22 protein-coding genes are annotated in these 23,588 nt (G+C 72.7%); 17 read left to right on the top strand and 5 right to left on the bottom strand.

Features of this window, described 5'->3' with window-relative positions; all coding sequences use genetic code 11:
* Window positions 1–59: 59 nt before the first annotated feature.
* Entirely contained in the window at window positions 60–1,415 is a 1,356-nt protein-coding gene (locus tag LCG91_RS15470; RefSeq protein WP_224441930.1) for an APC family permease, read from the bottom strand.
* A gap of 217 nt (window positions 1,416–1,632) precedes the next feature.
* On the opposite strand from LCG91_RS15470, the gene LCG91_RS15465 reads away from it, so the two are divergent.
* The 3 genes from LCG91_RS15465 (at window position 1,633) to LCG91_RS15455 (ending at window position 6,000) form a co-directional block, all read left to right on the top strand.
* Window positions 1,633–2,394, top strand: a complete 762-nt coding sequence (locus tag LCG91_RS15465) for an HAD family hydrolase (RefSeq protein WP_224441929.1) — start codon at window positions 1,633–1,635, stop codon at window positions 2,392–2,394.
* Window positions 2,395–2,481: 87 nt separating this feature from the next.
* On the top strand, window positions 2,482–4,992 hold the full coding sequence (locus LCG91_RS15460) for a glycoside hydrolase family 65 protein (RefSeq protein WP_058749417.1): 2,511 nt from the start codon (window positions 2,482–2,484) through the stop codon (window positions 4,990–4,992).
* Window positions 4,993–5,232: 240 nt separating this feature from the next.
* A complete protein-coding gene (locus LCG91_RS15455; protein ID WP_058729664.1) occupies window positions 5,233–6,000 on the top strand; it encodes an SDR family NAD(P)-dependent oxidoreductase in 768 nt (255 codons plus the stop codon).
* Window positions 6,001–6,015: 15 nt separating this feature from the next.
* On the opposite strand, the gene LCG91_RS15450 is transcribed toward LCG91_RS15455, so the two are convergent.
* Window positions 6,016–6,531 carry a DUF1697 domain-containing protein gene (locus LCG91_RS15450; RefSeq protein WP_224441928.1) on the bottom strand — a complete coding sequence of 172 codons (516 nt, stop codon included), beginning with the start codon at window positions 6,529–6,531 and terminating at the stop codon, window positions 6,016–6,018.
* Between the two features lie 110 nt (window positions 6,532–6,641).
* Here LCG91_RS15450 and LCG91_RS15445 point away from each other — a divergent pair, with 110 nt between their 5' ends.
* From LCG91_RS15445 to LCG91_RS15435, 3 genes are all read left to right on the top strand, one after another.
* Window positions 6,642–7,214 (top strand): ArsR/SmtB family transcription factor, encoded by a 573-nt coding sequence (locus LCG91_RS15445; protein ID WP_224441927.1) that lies wholly within the window; start codon window positions 6,642–6,644, stop codon window positions 7,212–7,214.
* Window positions 7,211–8,482 (top strand): MFS transporter, encoded by a 1,272-nt coding sequence (locus LCG91_RS15440; protein WP_224441926.1) that lies wholly within the window; start codon window positions 7,211–7,213, stop codon window positions 8,480–8,482. Before LCG91_RS15445 ends, LCG91_RS15440 begins: the two co-directional genes overlap by 4 nt.
* Before the next feature lie 200 nt (window positions 8,483–8,682).
* Entirely contained in the window at window positions 8,683–9,159 is a 477-nt protein-coding gene (locus LCG91_RS15435; protein ID WP_058729660.1) for a hypothetical protein, read from the top strand.
* Window positions 9,160–9,312: 153 nt separating this feature from the next.
* Here the strand turns inward: LCG91_RS15435 and LCG91_RS15430 are convergent, their stop codons facing one another.
* Complete coding sequence (locus LCG91_RS15430) at window positions 9,313–10,785, bottom strand: NCS2 family permease (protein WP_224441925.1); 1,473 nt, start codon at window positions 10,783–10,785, stop codon at window positions 9,313–9,315.
* 148 nt (window positions 10,786–10,933) lie between these two features.
* Between LCG91_RS15430 and folE the strand changes: the two genes are divergently transcribed.
* The 5 genes from folE (at window position 10,934) to LCG91_RS15405 (ending at window position 14,715) form a co-directional block, all read left to right on the top strand.
* Window positions 10,934–11,563: a GTP cyclohydrolase I gene (gene folE / locus LCG91_RS15425; RefSeq protein WP_224441924.1), complete on the top strand. Its 630-nt coding sequence runs from the start codon at window positions 10,934–10,936 to the stop codon at window positions 11,561–11,563.
* Window positions 11,560–12,498 carry a dihydropteroate synthase gene (gene folP, locus LCG91_RS15420; protein WP_224441923.1) on the top strand — a complete coding sequence of 313 codons (939 nt, stop codon included), beginning with the start codon at window positions 11,560–11,562 and terminating at the stop codon, window positions 12,496–12,498. Before folE ends, folP begins: the two co-directional genes overlap by 4 nt.
* On the top strand, window positions 12,495–13,235 hold the full coding sequence (locus tag LCG91_RS15415; RefSeq protein WP_224441922.1) for a pyrimidine reductase family protein: 741 nt from the start codon (window positions 12,495–12,497) through the stop codon (window positions 13,233–13,235). The genes folP and LCG91_RS15415 overlap by 4 nt, the downstream gene beginning before the upstream one ends.
* Window positions 13,236–13,404: 169 nt before the next feature.
* Window positions 13,405–14,058, top strand: a complete 654-nt coding sequence (locus LCG91_RS15410) for an HAD-IA family hydrolase (RefSeq protein ID WP_224441921.1) — start codon at window positions 13,405–13,407, stop codon at window positions 14,056–14,058.
* A 111-nt stretch (window positions 14,059–14,169) separates the two neighbouring features.
* Entirely contained in the window at window positions 14,170–14,715 is a 546-nt protein-coding gene (locus LCG91_RS15405; RefSeq protein WP_058750492.1) for a type 1 glutamine amidotransferase domain-containing protein, read from the top strand.
* Window positions 14,716–14,830: 115 nt separating this feature from the next.
* On the opposite strand, the gene LCG91_RS15400 is transcribed toward LCG91_RS15405, so the two are convergent.
* Entirely contained in the window at window positions 14,831–15,394 is a 564-nt protein-coding gene (locus tag LCG91_RS15400) for a molybdenum cofactor biosysynthesis protein (RefSeq protein ID WP_224441920.1), read from the bottom strand.
* A 301-nt stretch (window positions 15,395–15,695) separates the two neighbouring features.
* Here LCG91_RS15400 and LCG91_RS15395 point away from each other — a divergent pair, with 301 nt between their 5' ends.
* From LCG91_RS15395 to LCG91_RS15375, 5 genes are all read left to right on the top strand, one after another.
* Window positions 15,696–17,270 (top strand): DNA-3-methyladenine glycosylase 2 family protein, encoded by a 1,575-nt coding sequence (locus LCG91_RS15395; RefSeq protein ID WP_224443167.1) that lies wholly within the window; start codon window positions 15,696–15,698, stop codon window positions 17,268–17,270.
* A complete protein-coding gene (locus tag LCG91_RS15390; protein ID WP_224441919.1) occupies window positions 17,267–17,875 on the top strand; it encodes a methylated-DNA--[protein]-cysteine S-methyltransferase in 609 nt (202 codons plus the stop codon). The genes LCG91_RS15395 and LCG91_RS15390 overlap by 4 nt, the downstream gene beginning before the upstream one ends.
* A gap of 276 nt (window positions 17,876–18,151) precedes the next feature.
* On the top strand, window positions 18,152–18,940 hold the full coding sequence (locus tag LCG91_RS15385) for an alpha/beta fold hydrolase (protein ID WP_224441918.1): 789 nt from the start codon (window positions 18,152–18,154) through the stop codon (window positions 18,938–18,940).
* 98 nt (window positions 18,941–19,038) lie between these two features.
* The gene (locus LCG91_RS15380; RefSeq protein WP_224441917.1) at window positions 19,039–19,911 is read left to right on the top strand and encodes a hypothetical protein; all 873 of its coding nucleotides are present in this window, start codon (window positions 19,039–19,041) and stop codon (window positions 19,909–19,911) included.
* A gap of 257 nt (window positions 19,912–20,168) precedes the next feature.
* Window positions 20,169–21,644, top strand: a complete 1,476-nt coding sequence (locus LCG91_RS15375) for an APC family permease (RefSeq protein WP_224441916.1) — start codon at window positions 20,169–20,171, stop codon at window positions 21,642–21,644.
* A 150-nt stretch (window positions 21,645–21,794) separates the two neighbouring features.
* Here LCG91_RS15375 and LCG91_RS15370 read toward each other — a convergent pair whose 3' ends face one another.
* A complete protein-coding gene (locus LCG91_RS15370; protein ID WP_224441915.1) occupies window positions 21,795–22,577 on the bottom strand; it encodes a LysE/ArgO family amino acid transporter in 783 nt (260 codons plus the stop codon).
* Window positions 22,578–22,647: 70 nt separating this feature from the next.
* On the opposite strand from LCG91_RS15370, the gene LCG91_RS15365 reads away from it, so the two are divergent.
* Entirely contained in the window at window positions 22,648–23,568 is a 921-nt protein-coding gene (locus LCG91_RS15365; protein WP_224441914.1) for a LysR family transcriptional regulator ArgP, read from the top strand.
* Window positions 23,569–23,588: the final 20 nt, after the last annotated feature.

Raw genomic sequence — 23,588 nt, 5'->3', positions numbered from 1 at the left:
ACGGGAGGCTCGGTGCCAGCCGGCACCGAGCCTCCCGTCCGTCTCGTGGTCCGCGCCCGTCAGTGGATGCGGCCCGCCTCGTGGTCGCGTCCGGTCCGGCGGCCCGTCGCACGGGCGATGAAGTACAGCACCACGCCAACGGCCAGCAGCATCGCGGCGTACAGCCAGACCTGCCCGCTCTGCTGGGTGAGCAGCAGGATGCAGGACGCCACCCCGAGCACGGGCACCCACGTCCACACGCGGAAGTGGTCGTGCTCGACCCGGTCCTTCCGCAGCACCAGCACCGCGATGTTCGTGCTGATGAACACGAACAGCAGCAGGAGCACGACAGTCTCGGCGAGCGTGCCGACGTCGCCGACCAGGGTGAGGGCCATCGCGACGACCGTCGTGGCGACGATGGCGACCCACGGGGTCTTCCGGTTCGGCAGGACCTTCGCGAGCACGGCGGGCAGGAGGCGCTGCTCGGCCATGCCGTAGGTGACCCGGCTCGACATGATCATGGTGAGGAGCGCGCCGTTCGCGACGGCGACCAGGGCGATGATGCTGAACACCCAGTCGGGGATCGGCACGCCGGTGGCCGACACGACGGCCAGCAGTGGACCGCTCGACGCCGACAGCTCGGACGCGGGCAGGGCGATCGAGCTCGCGAGTGCGACGAGCACGTAGACGACGCCGGCGGTGGCCAGGGCGCCGAAGAGTGCGCGGGGGTAGACGCGGCGGGGCTCGCGGACCTCCTCCGCGATGTTCGCCGAGGTCTCGAAGCCGACGAACGAGTAGTAGGCGACGATCGCGGCGCTCAGGGTCGCGAGCGCGGGGTTCGCCTCGGCGGGGAAGGCGCCGATGCGCGAGACGTCGCCGCCTCCGCCGCCGAGCATGACCGCGACCACGACGATGACGATGACCAGGCCGGAGACCTCGATGATCGTCATCACGACGTTGCTCTTCAGCGAGTCCGAGATGCCGCGGGCGTTCAGGCAGGCGATGAGTGCGAGGAAGACGATCGCGGTCGGCACGGGCGGCAGGTCGACGAACGTGCCGAGGTAGTCACCGGCGAACGCCAGGGACAGGCCGGCGGCGCTCGTGACCCCGGCGGCGAGCATGCTGAAGCCCACGAGGAACGACACGATCGGCGTCCTGTAGGCCCGTTCGGCGAACACCGCGGCGCCGCCGGCCTTCGGGTACTTCGTGACGAGCTCGGCGTAGGAGCCCGCGGTCAGCAGGGCCAGGAGCAGCGCGAGGACCAGCGGTGCCCAGAGCGCCCCGCCGACGTCCTTCGACAGGGTGCCCATCAGGGCGTAGATGCCGGCGCCGAGCACGTCGCCGAGGATGAAGAGGAACAGGAGCGGGCCGGTGATCGCTTGCTTGAGCTTGGAGCCCGCGCCGTTCTGCGGGGGAGCGCTGGTGTCGCTGGTCATGGTGGTGCCTTCCGTCGTTCCCAACCTCGACGGGGAACGGTCCGGGTCGTCTCGGAAGGTCCGTTCGGCGCGGTCGACGTCCGGGTGGACGGTCCTCCACAGGTTCCCCGCGAGCCTGAACGCCCGGGCTGGCGCGGTCCTAGACTCGGTCGGAGCCGAACCGCCCGCCGAGACCCTCGGTCGCGGGCGGACCGCCACCGAGACCAGAGGAACCCCGATGACGATGCCGGACCGGCGCACGCCCGCACGACTCGCCGACACGCGGGCACTCCTGTTCGACCTGGACGGCGTGCTGACCCCCACCGCCGACGTGCACATGCGTGCCTGGAGCCGCCTGTTCAGGCCCTTCCTGGCGGACCGTGGCGTCGCGCCCTACAGCGAGCAGGACTACTTCGACCACATCGACGGCAAGCCGCGCTACGACGGCGTGCGGTCGCTGCTCGCGTCGCGGGGCATCGATCTCCCGCAGGGGTCGCCGGACGACGCCCCGGGGAGCGACACCGTGTGCGCGCTCGGCAACCGGAAGAACGCCGAGTTCACGGCCGAGCTGACCGAGCACGGCGTCGAGCCGTACCCGGGGTCGCTCCGGTTCCTCGTCGCCGCGATCGCCTCCGGCATGCAGGTCGCCGTGGTGTCGAGCTCGGCGAACGCGCCGCAGGTGCTGCGCACGGCGGGCATCCTCGACCACTTCCCGGTCGTCGTCGACGGGCTCGTCGCGCGCCAGGACGGCCTGGCCGGCAAGCCCGCACCGGACACCTACCTCGACGCCGCCGGGCGCTTCGGGCTCGCCCCTGCCGAGTGCGTCGTCGTCGAGGACGCCACCAGCGGGGTCGAGGCCGGTCGGAACGGCGCCTTCGGGCTCGTCGTCGGCGTCGACCGCGGTGCCGGCGCCGACGCACTGCGCGAGCACGGCGCCGACGTCGTCGTCCAGGACCTCGCCGAACTGGTCGACCAGCTCCCGGCACCCCGCACCCACTAGCGTCCCCTCCCACCCGGAACGGCCCCGACGGCGTGGCCCGACCGTCCCGACCACCCCACGACTCCTCCCTCCCACGGAGCACACGCCATGAACCCCATCACCTCGGATCCCCTCGACCGCGTCCGCTACCCGGTCGACGAGTGGGCGCTCGTCGAGACCGAGTACGCGCCCGACGAGCAGGGCGTCGCCGAGACCAACTTCGCGGTCGGCAACGGCTACCTCGGCCTGCGCGGCAACCTCGACGAGGGCCGCGGCGGCGTGCAGTACGGCACGTACGTCAACGGCTTCCACGAGACCTGGCCGATCCGGCACGCCGAGGACGCCTTCGGCTTCGCCAAGACCGGGCAGACGATCATCAACGCGCCCGACGCCAAGGTCATCCGGCTCTACGTCGACGACGAGCCGCTCGTGCTGGCCGAGGCCGACATCCTCCGGCACACCCGACGACTCGAGTTCCGCGGCGGGTACCTGTACCGCGAGACCGAGTGGTCGACGCCGTCCGGCAAGCGGGTGCTCATCCGGGCCCGGCGCCTGGTGTCGTTCACCGACCGGCACCTCGCCGTCATCGACTACGAGGTCACCGTGCTCGACGGCGACGCGTCGATCCTGCTCTCGAGCCAGGTCCTCAACCGGCAGGACGTGCAGGACGAGTACCACGCGGGCATGCGCGCCGCGGCGAACGCCTTCGACCCCCGCAAGGCCGAGGCGTTCACGGAGCGCGTGCTCGAGCCCGTGATCAAGCGCAGCACGGGTGGGCGGTCGCTGCTCGGGTACCAGGCGGCGAGCTCGGGCATGACGATCTGCGTCGGTGTCGAGCACCACCTGGAGACCGAGAACCCCTGGGACGAGGCCTCGTCGATCGAGGACGACCTCGCCAAGCACGTCTACCGGGTGCAGGCCCGTGCCGGGGTGCCGATCCGACTCGTGAAGCACATGGTCTACCACACGTCCCGCGGGGTGCCGGCGCGCGAGCTCGCCGACCGGTGCGACCGCACGCTCGACCGTGCGCGCGCCGAGACGGTCGAGCAGACCTTCGCCAAGCAGCGCGCGTGGATGGACGACTACTGGACCCGCAGCGACGTCGAGATCCCGGGGCAGCCGGCGATCCAGCAGGCCGTCCGGTGGAACCTGTTCATGCTCGCCCAGGCCACCGCCCGCACCGACGGGCACGGCATCGCGGCGAAGGGGGTCACCGGCTCCGGGTACGGCGGTCACTACTTCTGGGACATGGAGATCTACGTCCTGCCGTTCCTGTCGTACACGGCGCCGATCGTCGCGCGGAACGCCCTCCGTTTCCGGTACAACATGCTCGACGCCGCTCGGTCGCGGGCACGCGAGCTGAACCAGCGCGGGGCGCTCTTCCCGTGGCGGACGATCAACGGTGAGGAGTCGTCGGCGTACTACGCGGCCGGTACCGCGCAGTACCACATCGACGCGGACATCGCGCATGCGCTCATGCAGTACGTGCGGGCCTCCGGCGACACGGACTTCCTGAAGCGCGGCGCGATCGACATCCTGGTCGAGACCGCCCGCCTGTGGTCCGACCTCGGGTTCTGGCGCTCGAACGGCGACAAGAAGTTCCACATCGACGGTGTCACCGGGCCGGACGAGTACACGACGGTCGTCGACGACAACCTGTACACGAACGTCATGGCGCGGGCGAACCTCTGGTTCGCGGTCAACGCCTGCCGGCAGCTCGCCACCGACGACCCGGAGGAGTACGGCCGCATGGTCCGGCGCACCGGGCTCGTCGACGACGAGGTCACCGAGTGGGAGCACGCCGCCGAGTCGATGGAGATCCCGTTCGACCCGCACCGCGGCATCCACCCGCAGGACGCGCAGTTCCTCGACAAGGAGCTCTGGGACCTCGAGAACACTCCTGAGTCGAAGCGGCCGCTGCTGCTGCACTACCACCCACTGGTGATCTACCGGTTCCAGGTGCTCAAGCAGGCCGACGTCGTGCTCGCGCTGTTCCTGCAGGGCCACGAGTTCACGGCGGCCGAGAAGCGTCGTGACTTCGACTACTACGACGCCCTGACGACCGGTGACTCGACCCTGTCCGCCGTGGTCCAGTCGATCATGGCGGCCGAGGTCGGCTACCACGACCTGGCCGCGCAGTACTTCCTCACCGCGCTCTACGTCGACCTCGCCGACCTGCACGGCAACACCTCCGACGGCGTGCACATCGCGTCGACCGGCGGCATCTGGGGTGCGCTCGTGAACGGCTTCGGCGGCATGCGCGACCACGGCGGACGGATGACCTTCAACCCGCGGCTGCCGAAGGACTGGGACCGCCTGACCTACCGGATCCAGGTGCACGGGTCGCGCGTCCGGGTCGACCTCGAAGAGGACGCGATGACCTTCACGGTGGAGACCGGCGACGGCTTCACCGCGTGGGTGCACAACCAGCAGTGGGACGTCACCGCCGGTGCGCCGACCGTCGTGCCGCTGGCCCACCACGGGCCGCGGATGACCGGGCACGCGCCGACCACGAGCGACATCCAGGGCACCCTGCGGGCGGACGGTTCCGTCATCACCGCGTCGATCCCGATGATCTCGCTCGACCGCGACCTGGACGTCGACGAGACCACCGCCTGACGATCCGGTCAGGAGGCGCGGTGCGGGTCCGTCCCGCGCCGCGCCTCCTGCCTGCTCCCGTCCGCTGCCTGCTCCCGCCTGCTGCCCGCTGCCTGCTGCCGCCTCCGCGCCGCCGACCCGCACACCACCTGCGGGTCCGCCTGCACGCGCGTCCAGCCGGGCACGGGCAGCGTGGTCGTCCGTGCCCCCGGGCCGACGGCGTCTCCTGCGGCACGAGCAGTGCATCGAGAGGAGACACACATGGGCAAGCGGTTCGAGGGCAAGGTCGCGATCGTCACGGGGGCCGGGTCCGGCATCGGCGAGGCCACCGCGCGGGCGTTCGTCGACGAGGGCGCGGACGTGCTGCTCGTCGACAGCGTCGAGGACAAGGTCCGTGCGGTCGCCGACAGCCTGCCGACCGGTCGTGCGGTCGCGCTGCAGGCCGACGTGGCCGACCCGGCGGCGTGGGAGACCATCGTGTCCGACGCGGTGGACCGGTGGGACCGCATCGACGTGCTCGTGAACAACGCCGGCACGTTCACCTCCGGGGACATCACCGACATCGAGCCCGACGAGTGGCACCGGGTCATCGAGACCGACCTGTCGAGCGTGTTCTACGGCACGCGGGCCGCGCTGCCGTTCCTGCGCGAGACGAAGGGCTCGGTCGTGAACACGTCGTCGGTGTCGGGCATGGACGCCGACTGGCGGATGAGCCCGTACAACGCCGCGAAGGGCGGGGTCTCGAACTTCACGAAGGCCGCCGCGCTCGACAACGGGCAGTTCGGCGTCCGGGTGAACGCCGTCGCGCCGGGGCTCATCTGGACGGACATGACCGAGCAGCAGGCCGAGGACGAGGAACTCCAGCACAAGTTCGCCGAGCGGGTCTCGCTCGGTCGTGGTGGGCGCTCGGAGGAGGTCGCCGCGGCGGTGCTGTTCCTGGCGAGCGATGCGGCGTCGTACATCACGGGCGCGGTGCTGCCGGTCGACGGCGGCACCACCGCGAGCAACGGGCAGCCCGCGCAGTCCTGACGCCCCTCGCGCGGCTCAGAGCAGCTTGCGCAGGGTGTTCACGTTGCGGGTCGTCGTCGTGCGCTTGAAGCGTGCGGCGGCGGCCCGCTTCGCGAAGGCGGTGTCGGTGCTCGACCCCTTCGGGCAGGACCAGTAGACGACCCCGTCCCCGCGTGCCACCCGCTCGACGGCGTCGTCGGTGTCGAGGTCGGCGATCAGCTCGTCGAGCGCGGTGTCGTCGGACCCGAAGACCGCGTAGTCGTGCCGGTCGGGTGCGGACCCGAACGGGAAGCCCTCGACGATCGCGGCCAGTCGTTCGTGCGGCACGAGGACGATCCAGGCGTCGTACCCGAACCGGTCCCGCAGCCCCTGCTCCACGGCAGCTTGCACCTCCGACGCCTCGCCCGGTGCGGTGAAGACGACGTTGCCCGAGGCCAGGACCGTCCGCACGTCCGCGCACCCGAGTTCCCGGAACAGCGTCGCGAGGTCGGCGTTCCGGATCGTGATGCCGTTGACGTTCACCCCGCGCAGCAGCGCGACCCACCTGGTCATGCCGGAACCGTAGCGCGCTCACCGGGCGCGGGCGAGCCTCCGGGATGACCCGCAAGAACCATTGCGCAAGAAGTCTTGCACAACATCTCTTGTGCACCTATGTTCGAGCCATGGACGTGCAGCGACTCGACGACGCGGCGCAGATGCGTGCGCTCTCCCACCCCACCCGGTTGCGGCTCGTGGGGTTGCTGCGGACCGGCGGCCCGCAGACCGCGGCGATGCTCGGCGACCAGGTCGACGAGGCGCCGGGGACGATCAGCTACCACTGCAAGCGCCTGGCCGACGCCGGCTTCATCGAGCCCGCGCCGGAGCTCGGTACCGACCGACGCGAGCGCTGGTGGCGGGCGGTCGCGCAGCACACGTCGTGGAACCTCGCGGACGGGTTCGACGACCCGGAACGGATGGTCGCCGGCGTCGCGCTCGACCACGCCGTCGCACAGGCGTACGCCGACGAGTACCGGGCGTTCCTCGACCAGGTGCCGGCGCTCGGACGCGAGTGGGTGGCGGCATCGAACAGCGGTGACCGTGCCCTCCGGCTGACCGTCGGCGAGCTGCAGGCCCTCGGCAGCGAGCTGCAGGGCGTCCTCGACCGGTGGGAGGCACGGAGCGCCGAGCACGAGCCGGGCGACGGTTCCGAGCGCGTGACCGCGGTCGTCCAGAGCTACCGGTCGGCGCGCCCGTGAACGCGCACTGGCGGCTGCGGTCGCTGCTCGCGGTGCAGGTCGTGTCGCGGACGGGCAACGTCGCCACGACCATCGCCGTGCCGTTCGTCGTGCTGTCCCGCGGCGGCTCGGCGACGGACGTCGGCACCGCGGCGTTCGCGGCGACGGTCCCGATCGTCCTCGGTGGGGCGTTCGGCGGCGTGCTCGTCGAGCGCTTCGGCTTCGTCCGGTCGAGCGTGGTGTCCGACCTGGTCAGCGCTGCGACCCTCGTCGCGATCCCGCTCCTGGCGTGGACCGTCGAGCTGCCGTCCTGGGCCCTGCTCCTGCTCGTGTTCCTCGGCGGCCTGTTCGACACCCCGGGGGAGTCCGGCCGACGGGTGCTCCTGCCCGGGCTCGCGACGGCTGCGGGCATCCCGCTCGAACGCGCCGTCGGGCACTTCGAGGCGTCGGTCCGGTTCTCGGTGCTGCTCGGGGCGCCCGCGGCCGGCCTGCTCGTCGGGGCGGTCGGACCGCTGCCGGCGCTCGCGGTGACCGCCGGTGTGTTCACGGCGGCGGCCGTGCTCGCTGCCCTGACGCTCCGCGGTGCGACGGTGCACCCGGAACCGGACGCAGCGCCCGTCGAACCGTCCGCCGGGTACTGGCGCGATCTGGCGTCGGGACTCCGTTTCTGCGCGCGGGACCCGCTCTTCCGGCTCGTCATCGCGCTCGTGCTCGTCACGAACCTGCTCGACGCCGCGCGGTCGACGGCCCTGCTCCCGCTCTACGCCGACCAGCTGCTCGACGGGGCGCAGTCGCTCGGGATCGTCAGCGGCACCTTCGGTGGAGCGGCCTTCCTCGGATCGCTCGCATTCGGGTACGTCGCGCACCGGGTGCCGCGACGGATCACGTTCGTGGTGTGCTTCGTCCTGGCCGGCGGGCCGTCGCTCGTGGTTCCGGCACTCGGGCTCGGGTTGCCGTGGGTGCTCGGCGCGTGCGTGCTGTCGGGGCTGGCGGCGGGTGCGCTCAACCCGATCCTCGGGGCCGTGGAGCTCGAGCGCATCCCGTCGCACATGCGGGCCCGCGTCTTCGGGCTCCTGTCGGCGGGATCGTGGGCGGGCATCCCGCTCGGTGGGCTCTTCGGGGGCATCGCTGCGGACGGCATCGGCGTGACGGCGACGTTCGGGGTCGTGGCGGCGGTGTACACGGTCGTGACGCTGTCGCCGTTGCTCGGAGGGTCCTGGCGGTTGATGGAGCGCCGGCCGGTCGTCGCGGAGGCGCCGGCCGAGTCGCCGACGGTCCCGGTCCCGTAGCCCGGACGGGACGCGCGTGTGCGCCGGTGCCGCGGGTCGTCTCGGCGCCGCACAACGGGAAGCAAGTCGTGCCACACGAACTCCTGGCGCGACGTGCTTCCCGTTGTGTGCGAGCACGCCGAACCACCGCACGTCCGGCCGGCGCGGCGGTCCCGCACTTGCTCGGAGCGACCCGAGCGACGCTCCGGTAGACGAGGAGCATGACGGACGAGCGCAACGACGACCAAGCAGCCGACGGACAGGGACCGGACGACGCACACGTGGTGCCCGAGGGGGTGTCCGAGGCGACGGTCGAGGCGCTCGGCACGCTGTCGGCCGCCCTCGAGGTGCTCGAGCACGCACGGGGCCTGCTCTACGGGTTCCACAGGCTGACCGGGACCGCGGACCTCAACCTCGGCGAGGCCGTCGAGCAGCTCCGGAAGGCCGGGCACACCGAACTGGCCGAGCGGATCGACACCGAGCTCGTCGGCCGCAACGTCATCGACGGGCGCTGGACGTTCCAGATCGTCGAGGACTACGACGACAACTACTACGCCCTCGCCAAGGAGCTCGAGCAGACCGCCCGCGACCAGCTCGTCGGCGGCAAGCGCCACCTGTACGAGGCGAGCATGAAGGAGGACCGGCGTACCGCGGGCCGACGCCGCCACGAGGCCAAGCCAGCCGACCTGCGGGACTGAGGCCGCGCCTCCCGGCCGCGCGCACACGGACCGTGTGATGCGCGAAAGCGACAGTCCTCGACGAACGGTTCGTCGAGGACTGTCGCTTTCGCGGAACGGCCCGGAACGGGCCGGAACGGAACGGGCCGGAACGGGCCGGGGCCGACCCCAGCGCTACCCGACGCCGAGCAGCGCCTCGAGCGGCCCACGCGCGAAGTACAGCAGGAAGCCCGCGGCGACGACGTAGAGCAGCCACGAGACCTCACGGCCGCGGCCGGACAGCAGCTTGATGAGGACCCAGCTGATGAAGCCCGCGCCGATGCCGTTCGCGATCGAGTAGGTCAGCGGCATCACGACGATCGTCAGGAACGCCGGCAGCGCCGCCCCGAAGTCGGTCCACTCGATGTCCTTCACCTGCGCCACCATGAGCGCACCGACGACGACGAGCCCGGCTGCGGCGACCTCGAGCGGGACGACCTGGGTCAGCGGCGTGAGGAACATCGACGCCAGGAACAGCAGACCCGTCACGACCGAGGCCATGCCGGTGCGGGCGCCCTCGCCGATGCCCGACGCCGAGTCGATGAACACCGTGTTCGACGACACCGAGGCGCCACCGCCGGCGATGGCGCCGGCACCCTCGACGACGAGCGCCGACTTCAGGCGGGGGAAGGTGCCGTCGGGCTTCGCGACGCCGGCGGCCTTCGCGAGACCGGTCATCGTGCCCATCGCGTCGAAGAAGTTCGTGAAGACCAGCGTGAAGACGAGCATCGACGCGGCGACCGGGCCGATGCGGGTGAAGGCCCCGAAGACGTCGGCGTGCCCGACGAGCGACAGGTCCGGCAGGGCGAAGAGAGCGTTCGGCAGGCCGGGGGCGTTGAGGTTCCAGCCCGTCGGCGAGTCCACCGAGGTGGGCACCCTGAAGATCGCCTGCAGGATGATCGCGACGATCGTCGTGCCGACGATGCCGATGAGCAGCGCGCCCTTCACCCGGCGCGCCATGAGCGTCCCGATGACGACCAGGCCGATCAGGAAGACGATGGTCGGCAGGGCCGCGACGGAGCCGTCCTCACCGAGCTGCAACGGCGGCGAGGCGTTCTTCGTGGTGCGGACGAACCCCGAGTCGACCAGACCGATGAACGCGATGAACAGGCCGATGCCGACGGTGATCGCGGCCTTGAGCTGCGCGGGCACCGCCGTGAAGATCATCGTCCGGATGCCGGTCAGCGCCAGGATGACGATCACCACGCCGTTGATGACGACGAGCCCCATCGCCTCGGCCCACGTGACCTGGTGCACGACGCTCACGGCGAGGAACGAGTTGATGCCGAGGCCCGCTGCGATGCCGAAGGGCAGGTTCGCGACGAGGCCCATCGCGATCGTCATCACACCGGCGACGAGGCCGGTCGCGGCGGCGACCTGCGCGTTCTGCAACCAGCCGCCCAGGACGTCCTGCGGGGCCTGGTCCTGGCTGAACCCACCGAGGATCAGCGGGTTGAGGATGACGATGTAGGCCATCGTCACGAAGGAGACGAGACCACCACGGATCTCGCGGGGGATGCTCGACCCGCGTTGCGTGATCGAGAAGAAGCGGTCGAGGCCGGATGCGAAGCGGTTCCGGGGCGGGGTGTCGGTCTGCTGGGCGCTCACCGAACGAGTTTACAGAACGCTGGGAGTCCGAGCGGTCCGCGTGTCGCTGCGCGGGCACCGGCCTGGAGGCACGGGTCACCGACCCGGGGGACAGTGCGTCCGACAGGTGGCCGCGTTCTCCGGCCAGCCCACGGTGTTGGATGAGTGCGTGAACGAACGTCTGGACCGCGCGCGGGTCGAAGCCGCCGTGCGTGAGCTCCTCCTCGCCGTCGGCGACGACCCCGACCGTCCCGAGCTCGAACGGACCCCCGCCCGCGTCGCGGACTCGTACGCCGAGTTCTTCGCCGGCATGGGCGTCGACGCCACCGCGATCGCCCGCGACGGCGCGGTGCACTCGGAGGACGGCGAGCGCGGACAGCTCGTGGTCGTCCGCGACGTGCGCTTCCGCTCGATGTGCGAGCACCACCTGCTGCCCTTCATCGGGGTCGCGCACCTGGCCTACGCCCCCGGGGAGCAGCTCATCGGGCTCGGGACCCTGTCGCGCGTGCTCGACGCCGTGGCCTCGCGGCCGCAGCTGCAGGAGCGGCTCGGGGAGCAGGTCGCGGCGGCCGTCACCGAGGGCCTCGACGCCGACGGCGTGCTCGTCGTGCTCGACGCGATGCACCAGTGCGTGACCGCCCGCGGCGAGCGGCAGTCCGGCTCGTCGACGGTGACCGTCGCGGCCACCGGCACGCTCGCCGACGCGGCAGGACGGGCCGAGGCGATCGCCCTGATCGGTGCCGGCGCCGGTGCCGGCGCTGCCACGGGTGCCGGGCCCGACCACGGGGTGGACGCATGACGACCGAGCAGCCGACCACGAGCCTCCAGGCCGCGTCCTCCGCACCGGGCTGGGTGGTGCCCGACCTGCGCGACCCGGTGCGCACCATCGGGCGCCGCACCTTCGACTTCGACCACCGCGTCGCGGTGATGGCGATCGTGAACCGTACCCCGGACTCGTTCCACGACAAGGGTGCGACCTTCGCCCTCGACCGTGCCGTCGAGGCGGCCGTCCGTGCCGCCGACCAGGGTGCCGACTGGGTCGACATCGGCGGGGTGAAGTTCGCACCGGGGCCGGAGCTCCCTGCGGACGAGGAGATCGACCGGGTGCTGCCCGTCGTGTCCCAGCTCGCCGAGCAGTCCGACGTGGTGATCTCGGTCGACACCTTCCGGCCCGAGGTCGCGGCCGCGACGATCGCAGCCGGCGCCAGCGTCGTCAACGACACCACCGGCCTGTCGGACCCGCGGATGGCGTCCGTCGTCGCCGACTCCGAGGCGACCATCGTCATCACACACTCGACGGCACCACCGCGGCAGCAGCTGCCCGAACCGCCCCGGTACGCGGACATCGGCCGCGAGGTCGTCGACTTCCTGCGCGAGCGGGTCGATCGGGCGCTCGCCGCGGGCATCCCCGAGTCGCGGATCATCGTCGACCCCGGGCACGACCTCAACAAGACCACCGTGCACACGCTCGAGCTGACCCGTCGTCTGCCCGAGGTCGTCGCGCTCGGGTACCCGGTGCTCGCCGCGGTGTCGAACAAGGACTTCGTGGGGGAGTCGCTCGGGCGTCCCCGCGGCGAACGGCTGCCCGGGTCGCTCGCTGCGGCCACGGTCAGCGCGATGCTCGGTGCCCGGATCGTCCGGATGCACGACGTCGTCGAGAGCGTCGACGCCATGCGCATGGTCGAGGCGGTCCTCGGCTGGCGTGAACCCGTGGAAGCGAGGCACAACACGTGACCGTCCTGCCCCCGTCCGTCGCGGACCTGTCCGACGACGACCTGCTCGACCTGTACACCGCGGACGTGCCCGACGGGCCCTGGCTGCGCGTCAACTTCGTCGCGACGCTGGACGGCTCGGCCTCCGCGTCGGGCCGCACGGCCTCGCTCGGCGGGGACGACGACCTGCGGATCTTCGACCTGCTCCGACGGGTCGCCGACGTGGTGCTCGTCGCTGCCGGCACGGTGCGCGACGAGGAGTACGGGCCGATGGTGCTGCACGACGAGGACGTGGCGTGGCGTCGGGCGCACGGGATGTCCGACCACCCGGTGTTCGCGATCGTCACGAACTCCGGGTCGATGGACGCCGGCTCGCGGGTCTTCACCGAGGCGCCGGTGCGGCCGATCGTGCTGACGTCGGGGTCCGGTGCGTCGTCCTCGTCGGGGCGGGCGCTCGCGGACGTCGCCGACGTGGTGGTCTGCGGAGACGACTCCGTCGACGTGGACGCGCTGCGGGCCGCCCTGGCCGACCGGGGGCTCGACCGGATCCACTGCGAGGGCGGGCCGTCGTTCCTCGGGGCACTCGTCGCCGGCGATGCGGTCGACGAGCTGACGCTGACGGTCGACCCGACGCTCGAGGGCGGGGAGGGACCGCGGATCGCGACGGGGGCTTCGCCGGAGCTGCGGCGGATGCGGCCCGCGCACGTGCTGCTCGGCGACGGGGGCGTGCTGCTGACGCGGTGGGTGCGCGACCGGTAGGCGCAGGCCGGCGCCCGGCGCGTTCCCGTACGCGCTGCGTGGCGTGGCTCGTTGCCCAGCGCAGGATTCGCGCTGAGCGACACCTCACGGAGGTCGGTGAGCGTGATGTGTCGCTGAGCGCGTGGATTCGTCGCTGTTCGGGTGGTCCAGCGGCGCTAGGGTCGGACGCGTGATCGACGTCGTGGTGTCCGGGGTGCTGTTCGACATGGACGGGACGCTCGTCGACTCGACCGCCGTGGTCGAGGACGCCTGGAGCCGCTTCGGAGCGGAGCACGGCATCGACCCGGCCGAGATCCTCGGCTTCTCGCACGGTCGCCAGACGATCGACACCGTGCAGCGCTTCCTGCCCGAGCTGTCCGCGGACGAGCGGCGCGTGATCGTCGGCGCGATGATCGCCGCCGAGATCGGGTACACCGAGGGCATCGTCGAGGTACCGGGAGCCGCGGCCTTCGTGCAGCGCCTGCTCGACGCCGGTGTCCCGGTCGCCCTGGTCACGAGTGCCCCGCGGGAGCTCGCGGTCGAGCGGATGCGCGCCGCGGGCGTCCCCGTACCGGAGGCGCTCGTGCCGTCCGAGGACGCCGAGCGGAGCAAGCCGCACCCGGAGGGGTACCTGCGGGGCGCCGCGCTGCTCGGGGTGCCGGCCGAACGGTGCCTGGCGTTCGAGGACGCTCCCGCCGGTGTCGAGGCCGCCGTCGCATCCGGCGCGACGACCGTCGTCGTCGGGACGCTCGAGGCAGCGGTGACCGAGGGCCTCCCGCGCATCTCGGGGTACGACGGGCTCGAGGTCGTGCGCGAAGCGGACGGGTTCCGCATCCGGGGCTGAACGTCGGCTCCGGACTGCGAACGTCCCCAGGCCGACCGGACGACCGTGGCCGTCGCGCCGGGAGACCCCCGGCAGCACGCCGGGAGACCCCCGGCATCGGAAGGAGCGACCATGGCAGCCCTCGACGGCAAGAAGATCCTCGTCATCGCGACGAACTACGGCGTGGAGCAGGACGAGATCGTCGTCCCCACCGACCAGCTCCGCGAGCGCGGCGCCGACGTCACGGTGGCGGCGCAGGAGTCGGGTTCGATCGAGACCCTCGTCGGCGACAAGGACCCGGGCAAGTCGGTGTCCGTCGACACCACCATCGGCAGTGTCAGCGGCGCGGGCGACTACGACGCACTCGTCGTCCCCGGTGGCACCATCAACGCGGACACCATCCGCCAGGACTCGGACGCGGTCGCCCTCGTGAAGGCGTTCGCCGAGGCCGGCAAGCCCGTCGCCGCGATCTGCCACGGCCCGTGGACCCTCATCGAGGCCGGTGTCCTGCAGGGGAAGACGATCACCTCGTTCCCCTCGCTGCAGACCGACGTGCGCAACGCCGGCGCCGAGTGGGTCGACCAGGAGGTCCAGGTCGACGGCGGCCTGATCACGTCGCGGAACCCCGACGACCTGCCGGCGTTCGTCGACGCGATCGAGCAGGCCCTCACCGCCTGACCCACCCCGTCCGCACCACGCAACGTCGGCGGCTCCCCGCAGCGGTACATCGCTGCGTCGCGCCGCCGACGTTGCGGTTCGCGAGCGCGCGGCGCACGACCCTGCGTGCACCCCGTCAGAGCGCGACCGGGCGTGCCGTGCGGAGCAACGCGTGACCGAGGGCGAGCACGCCGTCGGACTCCGGGTCGCACCGCACCCCGCCGCGTCCCCGCATCGCCCGGAAGGCTCCCGGCGCCACCTCGTGGTCCATCCACGCGCACGGGTTCGCCGGCCGGTACCCGCGGAAGCGGACCGGACCGCCGGAACCGGGGCTCTCGAGCGAGAACGGCTCACCCCGGAGCGCCTCGACGTCGGCCCCGCGCAGGTACACGTTCCGCCGCGTGGCAGCGGGGTCGATCGCCGCGCCCACCGCACCGGCGACGGCGTCGAGCCCCTCGAGGCCGATCACGGTCACGGTGGCGTGCACGTGCGCCCGTGCGGCGAAGTAGCGGTCCCCCACGATGCCGAGCCCCGCGCGGAGGTCGATCCGGTCGCGCAGTTCCGGCCCCTCGGCGGGCAGCGCACCGTCCGCCGGGCGCCCCTCGTACCGGTGGCGTGGGGAGACGAGCAGCAGCGCGACCTCGACGTCCGTGCGGAAGGGCAGGTCGCCGGGGCCGGCCACGTCGTCGACGGAGGTCACGGGGCCCACGGTAGTCGTGCCTCCCGGCCGGCTGCGTGGGATCGAGGCGGGCGCGAGACGCTGGAGCGGACCCGGGATGCCGGCGTGTGTGCGAGACGCCGCCGGATCTCGCGGCGTCTCGACACGGTCAGTGCGTCTCGACGCGACGCCGTCGTCTCGATGCCCCCCACCGGACGACGGGCAGCGACCGCCCCACTGTCGTGTCCGATTCCCGCCAGTGGCTGTCGGCGGCCCGTGCCAGGCTGACGGCGTGACGATCCCCGCACCACGCACCGAGCCGCGGCTCGACGGGCAGCCCGACCTGCAGCCCGACGCGCTGCACGCCGAGCGTCACCGGGCGGTCGCCTCCCGCGACGCCCGGTTCGACGGCCAGTTCGTGACCGCCGTGCACTCCACCGGCATCTACTGCCGCCCGAGCTGCCCGGCCCGCACCCCGCGCGCCGAGGGCGTCACCTTCTACCGCACCAGCGCCGCCGCGCACCTCGCCGGCTTCCGCGCCTGCAAGCGCTGTCTGCCCGAGGCGACCCCGGGCAGCCCGGAGTGGGACCTCCGCGAGGACGTCGCCGGCCGCGCCGTCCGACTCGTCCTCGACGGTGTCGTCGAACGCGAGGGCGTGCCCGGCCTGGCGGCGCGCGTCGGCTACTCGGAGCGGCAGCTGGGCCGGATCCTGACCGAGGAGCTCGGCGCCGGACCGAAGGCGCTCAGCCGGGCGCACCGTGCGCAGACCGCCCGGACGCTGCTGACGTCGTCGGACCTGCCGGTCGCCGACGTGGCGTTCGCGTCCGGCTTCACCAGCGTGCGGCAGTTCAACGACACCGTCCGCGAGGTCTTCGCCCTCACCCCCTCCGAGCTCCGAGCGCGCCGGACCGACGGTCGCACCCACGGTGCGCCGACCGCCGACGACGGATGGCTGCACGTGCACCTCCCGGCACGCCCACCGTTCGACCTGCAGGGCCTGCTCGACTGGCACGCACTCCACGCCCTGCCGGGGCTCGAGCACGTGGAGCGGGCCGCCTCGGGCCGCGTGACCGCCTACGGTCGCCTCGTCAGCCTGCCGGGAGCCCCGGCCCGCTTCACCGCCGCGGCCCCCGCCGTCGACGGGGCCGGCCGGGGCGCGGGGCGCACCGGGGTCGCCCTGCGCGTCCGGCTCACCACGCTCTCCGACCTGCCGACCCTCGTGGCGCGGGTGCGGGCCCTGTTCGACCTCGACGCCGACCCCGAGGCGGTCGACGCGGTCCTCGCGGCGGACCCGGTGCTCGCCCCCGCGGTGGCGCGGGTCCCGGGCATCCGCCTGCCCGGCGCCGTGGACGCGCACGAGGTCGTCGTCCGCACCCTGATCGGGCAGCAGGTCTCGGTGGCCGCCGCCCGCACCGCGCAGACCCGGCTCGTGACTGCCCTGGGGGAGCCGGTCGACAACGGCCTGGCCGAGGACGGTCTGCTGTTCCCGACCGCGGCGACGATCGCGTCCCGCGGGCACGAGGTCCTCCGGGGCCCTGCGGCGCGCGTGGACACGATCCTGCGCGTCGCAGCCGCGCTCGCCGACGGGTCGCTCGTCGTCGACGCGGGGCAGTCCCTCGCGGAGCTGCGCGCCGGGCTCCTGGCGGTCAAGGGCATCGGCCCGTGGACGGCGGACTACGTCGCCCTCCGGGTCCGACACCACCCGGACGTGTTCCTGCACAGCGACCTCGCCGTGCGGAACGGTGCACAGGAACTCGGCCTGCCCGGTGACGCCCGCGAGCTCTCCATACGGTCGGAGCAGGTGGCGCCGTGGCGGAGCTACCTGACGATGCACTGCTGGCGTCCGATCGTCGACCGCGCGAGCGCGGCGGCGGAGACGGCAGCGGCGACCCACCAGCAGCAGGAGGAGGAGCGATGAGCGACCCCACGACGACCGACCCCACGACGACCGGCCCCACGACGGCCGACTCCAAGACGACCCGACCGGCGACGCTCGGATCGGCGACGCCCGGACCGGCGGCGACGTTGCAGACGCTCGACACCCCCGACGGCCCCTTCACGGTGCTCGAGGACGCCGACGGGCACGTGCTCGCATCGGGCTGGACCGACGACTCCGCACGGCTGCTCGCGCGGTTGGCCGAACGGCACCGCCCCCGTCGACTGACCGACGGCCGGGTGCGGTCCGCCGACGCGGTCGAGGCCTTCTACGCGGGCGAGGTCGAGGCGGCGATGCGGGTCCCGGTCCGCCAGCACGGGACGGACCTCTTCGCGGAGGGGTGGCGCCAGCTCCGCGCGATCCCGGGCGGAACGGTCCTGACGTACACCGAGCTCGCGGCGGCGATGGGCCGGCCGGACGCCGTCCGCGCGGCCGCGAGCGTCTGCGCCCGGAACGCCCCGGCGCTCTTCGTGCCCTGTCACCGCGTGCTCCGCTCCGACGGGACGCTCGGTGGGTTCGCGTGGGGGCTCGACGTGAAGCGGGCCCTGCTGGAGCGCGAGTCGGTCGGGGTGACCGCGCTGGTCTGAGACGGTCGAGCGGTCTGCTCGGACAGGGCGACCTGCACAGGGAACGTGGAGCGCTCCCCCTGCTTGTGGGTGGTGACGCTCACGGCCCGGACTGTCATGCTCTGGGTACCGATTCGCACGGTCCCTCCGCAGGACCCGACGCAGTGCCGTCGCCCCACCTCGGAAGGACCTATGCCCGCTGACCAGCACGCTCCGCCCGGACAGCCGAACGGGCGCACATCCGGACGATCGCCCGGCCGGTCGTCCGACGCTGCCGGGCACATCGACCGCACGGTCGTGTCCGCCGACGGCACGCCGATCGCGGTCGCCGAGAGTGGTTCCGGGCCCGCCCTGGTGCTGGTCGGCGGCGCCTGGGACCACCACGGCAGCCCGGCGGTCGAGCGGGTCGTCGAGGCGCTCCGCGACCGCTACCGGGTCGTCACGTACGACCGGCGCGGCCGGGGTGCGAGCGGGGACACCGCGCCGTGGTCGGTCGAGCGCGAGGTCGACGACCTGGCGGCGGTCACCGCCTCGGTGGACGGTCCCGCCGATGCGATCGGGTGGTGCGTGGGCGCCGGCGTGGTGCTGCGCGGCCTCGCCGCCGGCGTACCGTTCGGGCGCGCGGTGCTCTGGGAGCCGCCCTACCGGGCAACGGTCGACCCGCAGGGCGACGACGTCCTGTTCGCGGACTTCCTCGACGGGCACGTCGCCGCCGGACGCCGGGCGCAGGCGGTCCGGGCGTTCCTGTCCCGCGTGCTCGGCGTCCCGATCCCGCACATCACCGCCGCTCGTCTGAAGCCCGGGCTCTGGCGGTCGCTCCTGGCCGACGCACACGTGCTCGCGCGCGACGTCCGGGTGCTCAACGGACTCTCCGTCCCCGAGCGGGTCGCGGCGTCGATCGGGGTGCCGGTGCTCGTGGCCTCGGGCGACGGCGGCCCCGAGTGGATGCGTCAGGCCTCGGTCGCGCTGGCCGAGGCGGTCCCCGGCTCCCGGCACCTCGTCGTCCCCGGCCAGGGACACGTGCCGGAGCCGAGGGTGCTCCGCCACCTGGTCGACCGGTTCGTCGGCATGCCGACGGAGGAGTGACCGCTCCGGCCACCGGGAGGTCGCGCGCGGGCGGGTGCACGGCAGTCGGCCCGGTCGTCGCGGACGGGCAGGCCGCACGGGTGCGAGAGGATGGGGTCGTGACTGCTCCCCGCCTCGGCCTGCTGCTCGACGTCGACGGACCCATCGCCAGCCCGGTGACCCGCACGATCGCGATCCCGTCGATCGTGGCCGACCTCGTCGCGCTCGCCGCCGAGGGGGTCCCGATCGTCTTCAACACGGGCCGCAGCGACGCGTTCATCCGCGAGCAGGTCGTCGGTCCGTTGATCGCCGGCGGGCTCACCGAGGGCGGTCGGGTCCACGCGGTGTGCGAGAAGGGCGCGGTCTGGTGCTCGATCGGCCCGCAGTACGAGGGCGGGATGAGCGACCTGGTCGTCGCCGAGGACCTCGCCCTCCCGCGGGACTTCGCCGACGAGATGCGCGACCTGGTCCGCGACGAGTACGCCGACCTGGTGTTCTTCGACGAGACGAAGCACGCCATGGTGTCGATCGAGCAGCGTGTCGACGTGCCGAACGCCACCTACCTCGACCGCCAGGCCGAGTTCGACGCGAAGGCGATGGCCGCGCTCGAGCGGCGCGGGCTCGGTGTCCGCCGGCTCGACGACGTCCGACCCGACGCCGACGGCGCCGTGCAGTGGCGGGTCGACCCGACGATCATCTCCACCGACGTGGAGTCCGACCGGTCCGGCAAGGACATGGGCGCCGAGCGTGCCCTCGAGCTGCTCGCGCAGGACGGGGAGCTCCCGGTGACGTGGCGGACCGTCGGAGACTCGCGGAGTGACTACGCGATGGCCGACTGGCTGCACGCGAACGGCCACGACGTCGCGCACGTGGACGTCCGGCCGGCCGACGGGGTCCCGGAGACGCCGTACCCGGTGCTGACCGCTCCCGACGGGGTCATCCACGACGAGGCGGGCGCACGCTTCCTGGCCGACTGGCGTCGCGGGGCCTGACGGTACCGCGGCGCAGGCGACGCGCGGGGCCTGACCGGTACCACGGCGCAGGCGACGCGCGGGGCCTGACCGGCACCGCAGCGCAGGCGACGCGCGGGGCCCGACCGGTACCGCAGCGCAGGTGACGCGCGGGGCGGACCCCAGCCGCGCCTCCCGTCCGGACGGCTCGTGCCGCCGGGCCGGCACCGTTTGCGAGCCGGGGTGGTACACCAGTACCCTTCCGGGGTCCACCGCCAGCCGATGACGGGAACCTCCCCATGGCAACACCGCTCCGCATCAAGTCGATCGAGGCCTCCCTCGCCGACTCCGAGGAGAAGGGCCGCTCGCTCAAGCGGTCGCTCAAGACGTTCGACATCGCCGCGATGGGCATCGCGGTCGCCGTCGGCGCCGGCATCTTCTCGGTCGGCGCGAACGCCGCCGCGAACTTCGCCGGACCGAGCGTCATCGTCTCGTTCCTGCTCGCCGCCGTCACCTGCGGCCTCGCGATCATGTGCTACGCCGAGTTCGCCTCGACCATCCCGGTCGCCGGCTCCGCGTACACCTTCACCTACGCGACGATGGGCGAGCTGCTCGCCTGGATCGTCGGGTGGGACCTCATCCTCGAGACCCTGACCGCGAGCGCCGTCATCGCGAAGTACTGGGGCATCTACCTGAGCACCGCGTTCGGGGTCTTCGGCATCGACCTGCCCGACACGATCCAGCTCGGCCCGATCGGCTTCACCTGGGGGCCCGTCCTGATCGTCGGCGTCTTCACGCTGCTGCTCGCCTTCGGGACGCGCCTGTCGTCGCGCGTCTCGGCGGTCATCACGATCATCAAGGTCGCGATCGTCGTCTTCGTCATCGTCGCCGGGGCGTTCTTCGTCAAGGCGGCGAACTTCGCGCCGTTCGTCCCGCCGGCGGAGCCGTCCAAGGGTGCCGAGGGCGGCGTCCTCACCCAGTCGCTCGTCTCGTTCGTCACCGGCCAGGCCCCGGCGCAGTACGGCGTGTTCGGTCTGCTCGCCGCGGCCTCGCTGGTGTTCTTCGCGTTCATCGGCTTCGACGTCGTCGCGACGAGCGCCGAGGAGACCGAGAACCCGCAGAAGACCCTGCCCCGAGGCATCTTCATCGGGCTCGGCATCGTCACGCTGCTCTACATCGGCGTCAGCATCGTCATCACCGGCATGGTGTCCTACCAGCGCCTCGCCGACGAGGAGGCACCGTCCCTCGCCTCGGCGTTCGACATCGTCGGCCTGCCGTGGGCCGCCGGCATCATCGCGATCGGGTCGCTGATCGGCCTGACGACGGTCGTCATGGTCCTGCTCCTCGGGCTGTCCCGCATCGTGTTCTCGATGAGCCGCGACGGCCTGCTGCCGCGCTGGTTCTCGAAGACGAACCCGAAGACGCAGACGCCCGTGCGGGTGCAGGTCGTCGCCGGTGTCGTCGTCGCGTTCATCGCCGGGTTCACCGCCGTCGAGCGCCTCGAGGGCATGATCAACATCGGCACGTTGTCGGCCTTCGTGCTCGTGTCGATCGGCATCGTGGTGCTGCGCAAGACCCGTCCGGACGCGCCCCGGGCCTTCCGGGTGCCGTGGGTGCCGGTGCTGCCGATCCTCTCGGCGGTGCTGTGCTTCTGGCTGATGCTGAACCTCGAGGTCGAGACCTGGCTGCGCTTCATCGCGTGGCTGGCGATCGGGTTCGCGATCTACTTCGGCTACAGCCGCCGGCACAGCCGGGTGGGCAAGGGCCTGCAGTAGCGGACGCCGCCTCGCCGGCGGCCCCGCCGCATGCACAACGGAACGCACCTCGCGCCACGGATCGCCGTGGCGCGAGGTGCTTCTGGTTGTGCCGAAGCAGCCCGCGCCGCCGCCCGCCGTACCAGGTGCCGCATGCCCCCCCCGCCGCGCCTACGCACCGACGGCGAGCGCGGCGCCGAACGACAGCATCACGACGGCGACGAGCCCGTCGAAGACCCGCCAGGTGAGGGGCTTCGCGAACAGTGGACGGAGCAGCCGTCCGCCGAACCCGAGCGCGCCGAACCACAGGCAGCTCGCGGCGACGGCACCGACCGTCCACCACCAGCGGTCGTCGACGCCCTGCTGGTTCGCCACCGAGCCGAGGAACACGAGCGTGTCGAGGTACACGTGCGGGTTCGCCCACGTGAAGACGAGCATCGTCGCGACCGCCGCACCCAGCGTCGGGACGGCGCGTGCTGCGGAGGCGGTCCGGCTCGCGAGGCTCGAGCCTCGGCCGGGAGGCTCCTCCGCACCCCGCCCCGCCGCTCCGGCCGTCCCGTGCGCGGCTCCCACCCGTGTGACCGTCGTCCGCGCAGCAGCCGTCGGGACCGCCACCCCGTCGTCCGCAGCGTCCTGCTCGACGGCCATCGCCTCCCCGGTGGGACGCAGCGCCCGTCGTGCTGCGAGCACCCCGTACACGACGAGGAACGCCGCGCCGACGAACCGCACCACCACGAGCGCGACGGGGAACCGTTCGACGACCACCCCGACACCGAGGACCCCGGCGACGATGAGCACCGCGTCGGACACGGCACAGACGGCGACCGCGGCGGCGACGACGCGCACGGGAGCGCTGACGGCGAGCCGGAGCAGGTACGCGTTCTGCACGCCGATCGCGACGATGAGGGCCAGGCCGGTGCCGAGGCCGGCGAGCAGGGGGAGGAGTGCGGTCACGACCCCGACGCTAGGAGCACCGGTGGGTTCAGTACAGCTCACGTTCCTGCAGCACCGTAAGCTGCGCTGCATGCTCCGTCTGCAGCGGGACCACCTCGAGACGCTCCTCGCCGCGGCCGACCACGGCACGCTCGACGCCGCGGCCCGCGCGCTCGCGATCACGCCGTCCGCCGTGTCGCAGCGCATCAAGGCGATGGAGCAGCAGCTCGGTCGGGTACTGCTCCAGCGCACGACCCCTGTGGTGCCCACCGCCGACGGCGAGGTCGTCCTGCGGCACGCGCGCCAGGCCCGGCTGCTCGAGGACGAGACCGCCCGGGCGCTCGGCGCGGTCGGAGACGCCGACGGTCCGGCTGTGCCGTCGATCCCGCTCGCCGTCAACGCGGACACGCTCGGCACCTGGTTCCTCGACGCCCTCGCCCTCGTCAGGGTCGACACCGAGGTCGTGTTCGACCTGCACCGCGAGGACCAGGACCGCACCGCCGAGCTCCTCCGCGCCGGCACGGTGATGGCCGCGGTGACCGCCGAGGCCGACCCGGTGCAGGGCTGCTCGTCGGTACCGCTCGGCGTCGACCGCTACCGGGCCGTGGCGTCACCCGCGTTCGTCGACCGGTACCTCGCCGGAGCGGTGTCCGAGCGGCAGATGACGACGCGGCTGGACGCGGTCCCGTTGGTCGACTACGACCGCGACGACGACCTGCAGCAGGGGTACCTCCGCCGGGTCCTCGGGCACGCCCCGCGTGGGCCGCGGCACTTCGTCCCGACCTCGGCGGACTTCGCGCGTGCGGTGTCGCTCGGCTTCGGGTGGGGGATGCTGCCCGAGGCCCAGTGCCTCGACGGCCTGCGCGACGGCGCGCTGGTCGAGCTCACCCCGGGCCGACGGGCCGACGTGGCGCTGTGGTGGCAGCGGTGGAACCTGGCGTCGCCGCTGCTCGAGCGCGTGACCGAGGCCGTACGGGCGACCGCGCGCGAGCGACTGCACCAGCCGGGCTGAGCGCCCGAGCGGCGGACGGG

The sequence above is a fragment of the Curtobacterium sp. TXMA1 genome, assembly GCF_020162095.1.
In the GTDB taxonomy this organism is placed as follows: Bacteria; Actinomycetota; Actinomycetes; order Actinomycetales; family Microbacteriaceae; genus Curtobacterium.
The sequence above is the reverse complement of the archived record's forward strand: the minus strand, read 5'-3'. Positions and strand labels throughout refer to the sequence as shown.

Excerpts from the sequence above, each read along its gene's own strand:
- LCG91_RS15405 (WP_058750492.1), top strand. The coding sequence starts at position 14,170 with ATGGCAGCCCTCGACGGCAAGAAGATCCTCGTCATCGCGACGAACTAC.
- LCG91_RS15445 (WP_224441927.1), top strand. The coding sequence starts at position 6,642 with ATGGACGTGCAGCGACTCGACGACGCGGCGCAGATGCGTGCGCTCTCC.
- LCG91_RS15375 (WP_224441916.1), top strand. The coding sequence starts at position 20,169 with ATGGCAACACCGCTCCGCATCAAGTCGATCGAGGCCTCCCTCGCCGAC.
- LCG91_RS15390 (WP_224441919.1), top strand. The coding sequence starts at position 17,267 with ATGAGCGACCCCACGACGACCGACCCCACGACGACCGGCCCCACGACG.
- LCG91_RS15435 (WP_058729660.1), top strand. The coding sequence starts at position 8,683 with ATGACGGACGAGCGCAACGACGACCAAGCAGCCGACGGACAGGGACCG.
- folP (WP_224441923.1), top strand. The coding sequence starts at position 11,560 with ATGACGACCGAGCAGCCGACCACGAGCCTCCAGGCCGCGTCCTCCGCA.
- LCG91_RS15465 (WP_224441929.1), top strand. The coding sequence starts at position 1,633 with ATGACGATGCCGGACCGGCGCACGCCCGCACGACTCGCCGACACGCGG.
- LCG91_RS15450 (WP_224441928.1), bottom strand. The coding sequence starts at position 6,531 with ATGACCAGGTGGGTCGCGCTGCTGCGCGGGGTGAACGTCAACGGCATC.
- LCG91_RS15460 (WP_058749417.1), top strand. The coding sequence starts at position 2,482 with ATGAACCCCATCACCTCGGATCCCCTCGACCGCGTCCGCTACCCGGTC.
- LCG91_RS15365 (WP_224441914.1), top strand. The coding sequence starts at position 22,648 with ATGCTCCGTCTGCAGCGGGACCACCTCGAGACGCTCCTCGCCGCGGCC.
- LCG91_RS15455 (WP_058729664.1), top strand. The coding sequence starts at position 5,233 with ATGGGCAAGCGGTTCGAGGGCAAGGTCGCGATCGTCACGGGGGCCGGG.
- LCG91_RS15470 (WP_224441930.1), bottom strand. The coding sequence starts at position 1,415 with ATGACCAGCGACACCAGCGCTCCCCCGCAGAACGGCGCGGGCTCCAAG.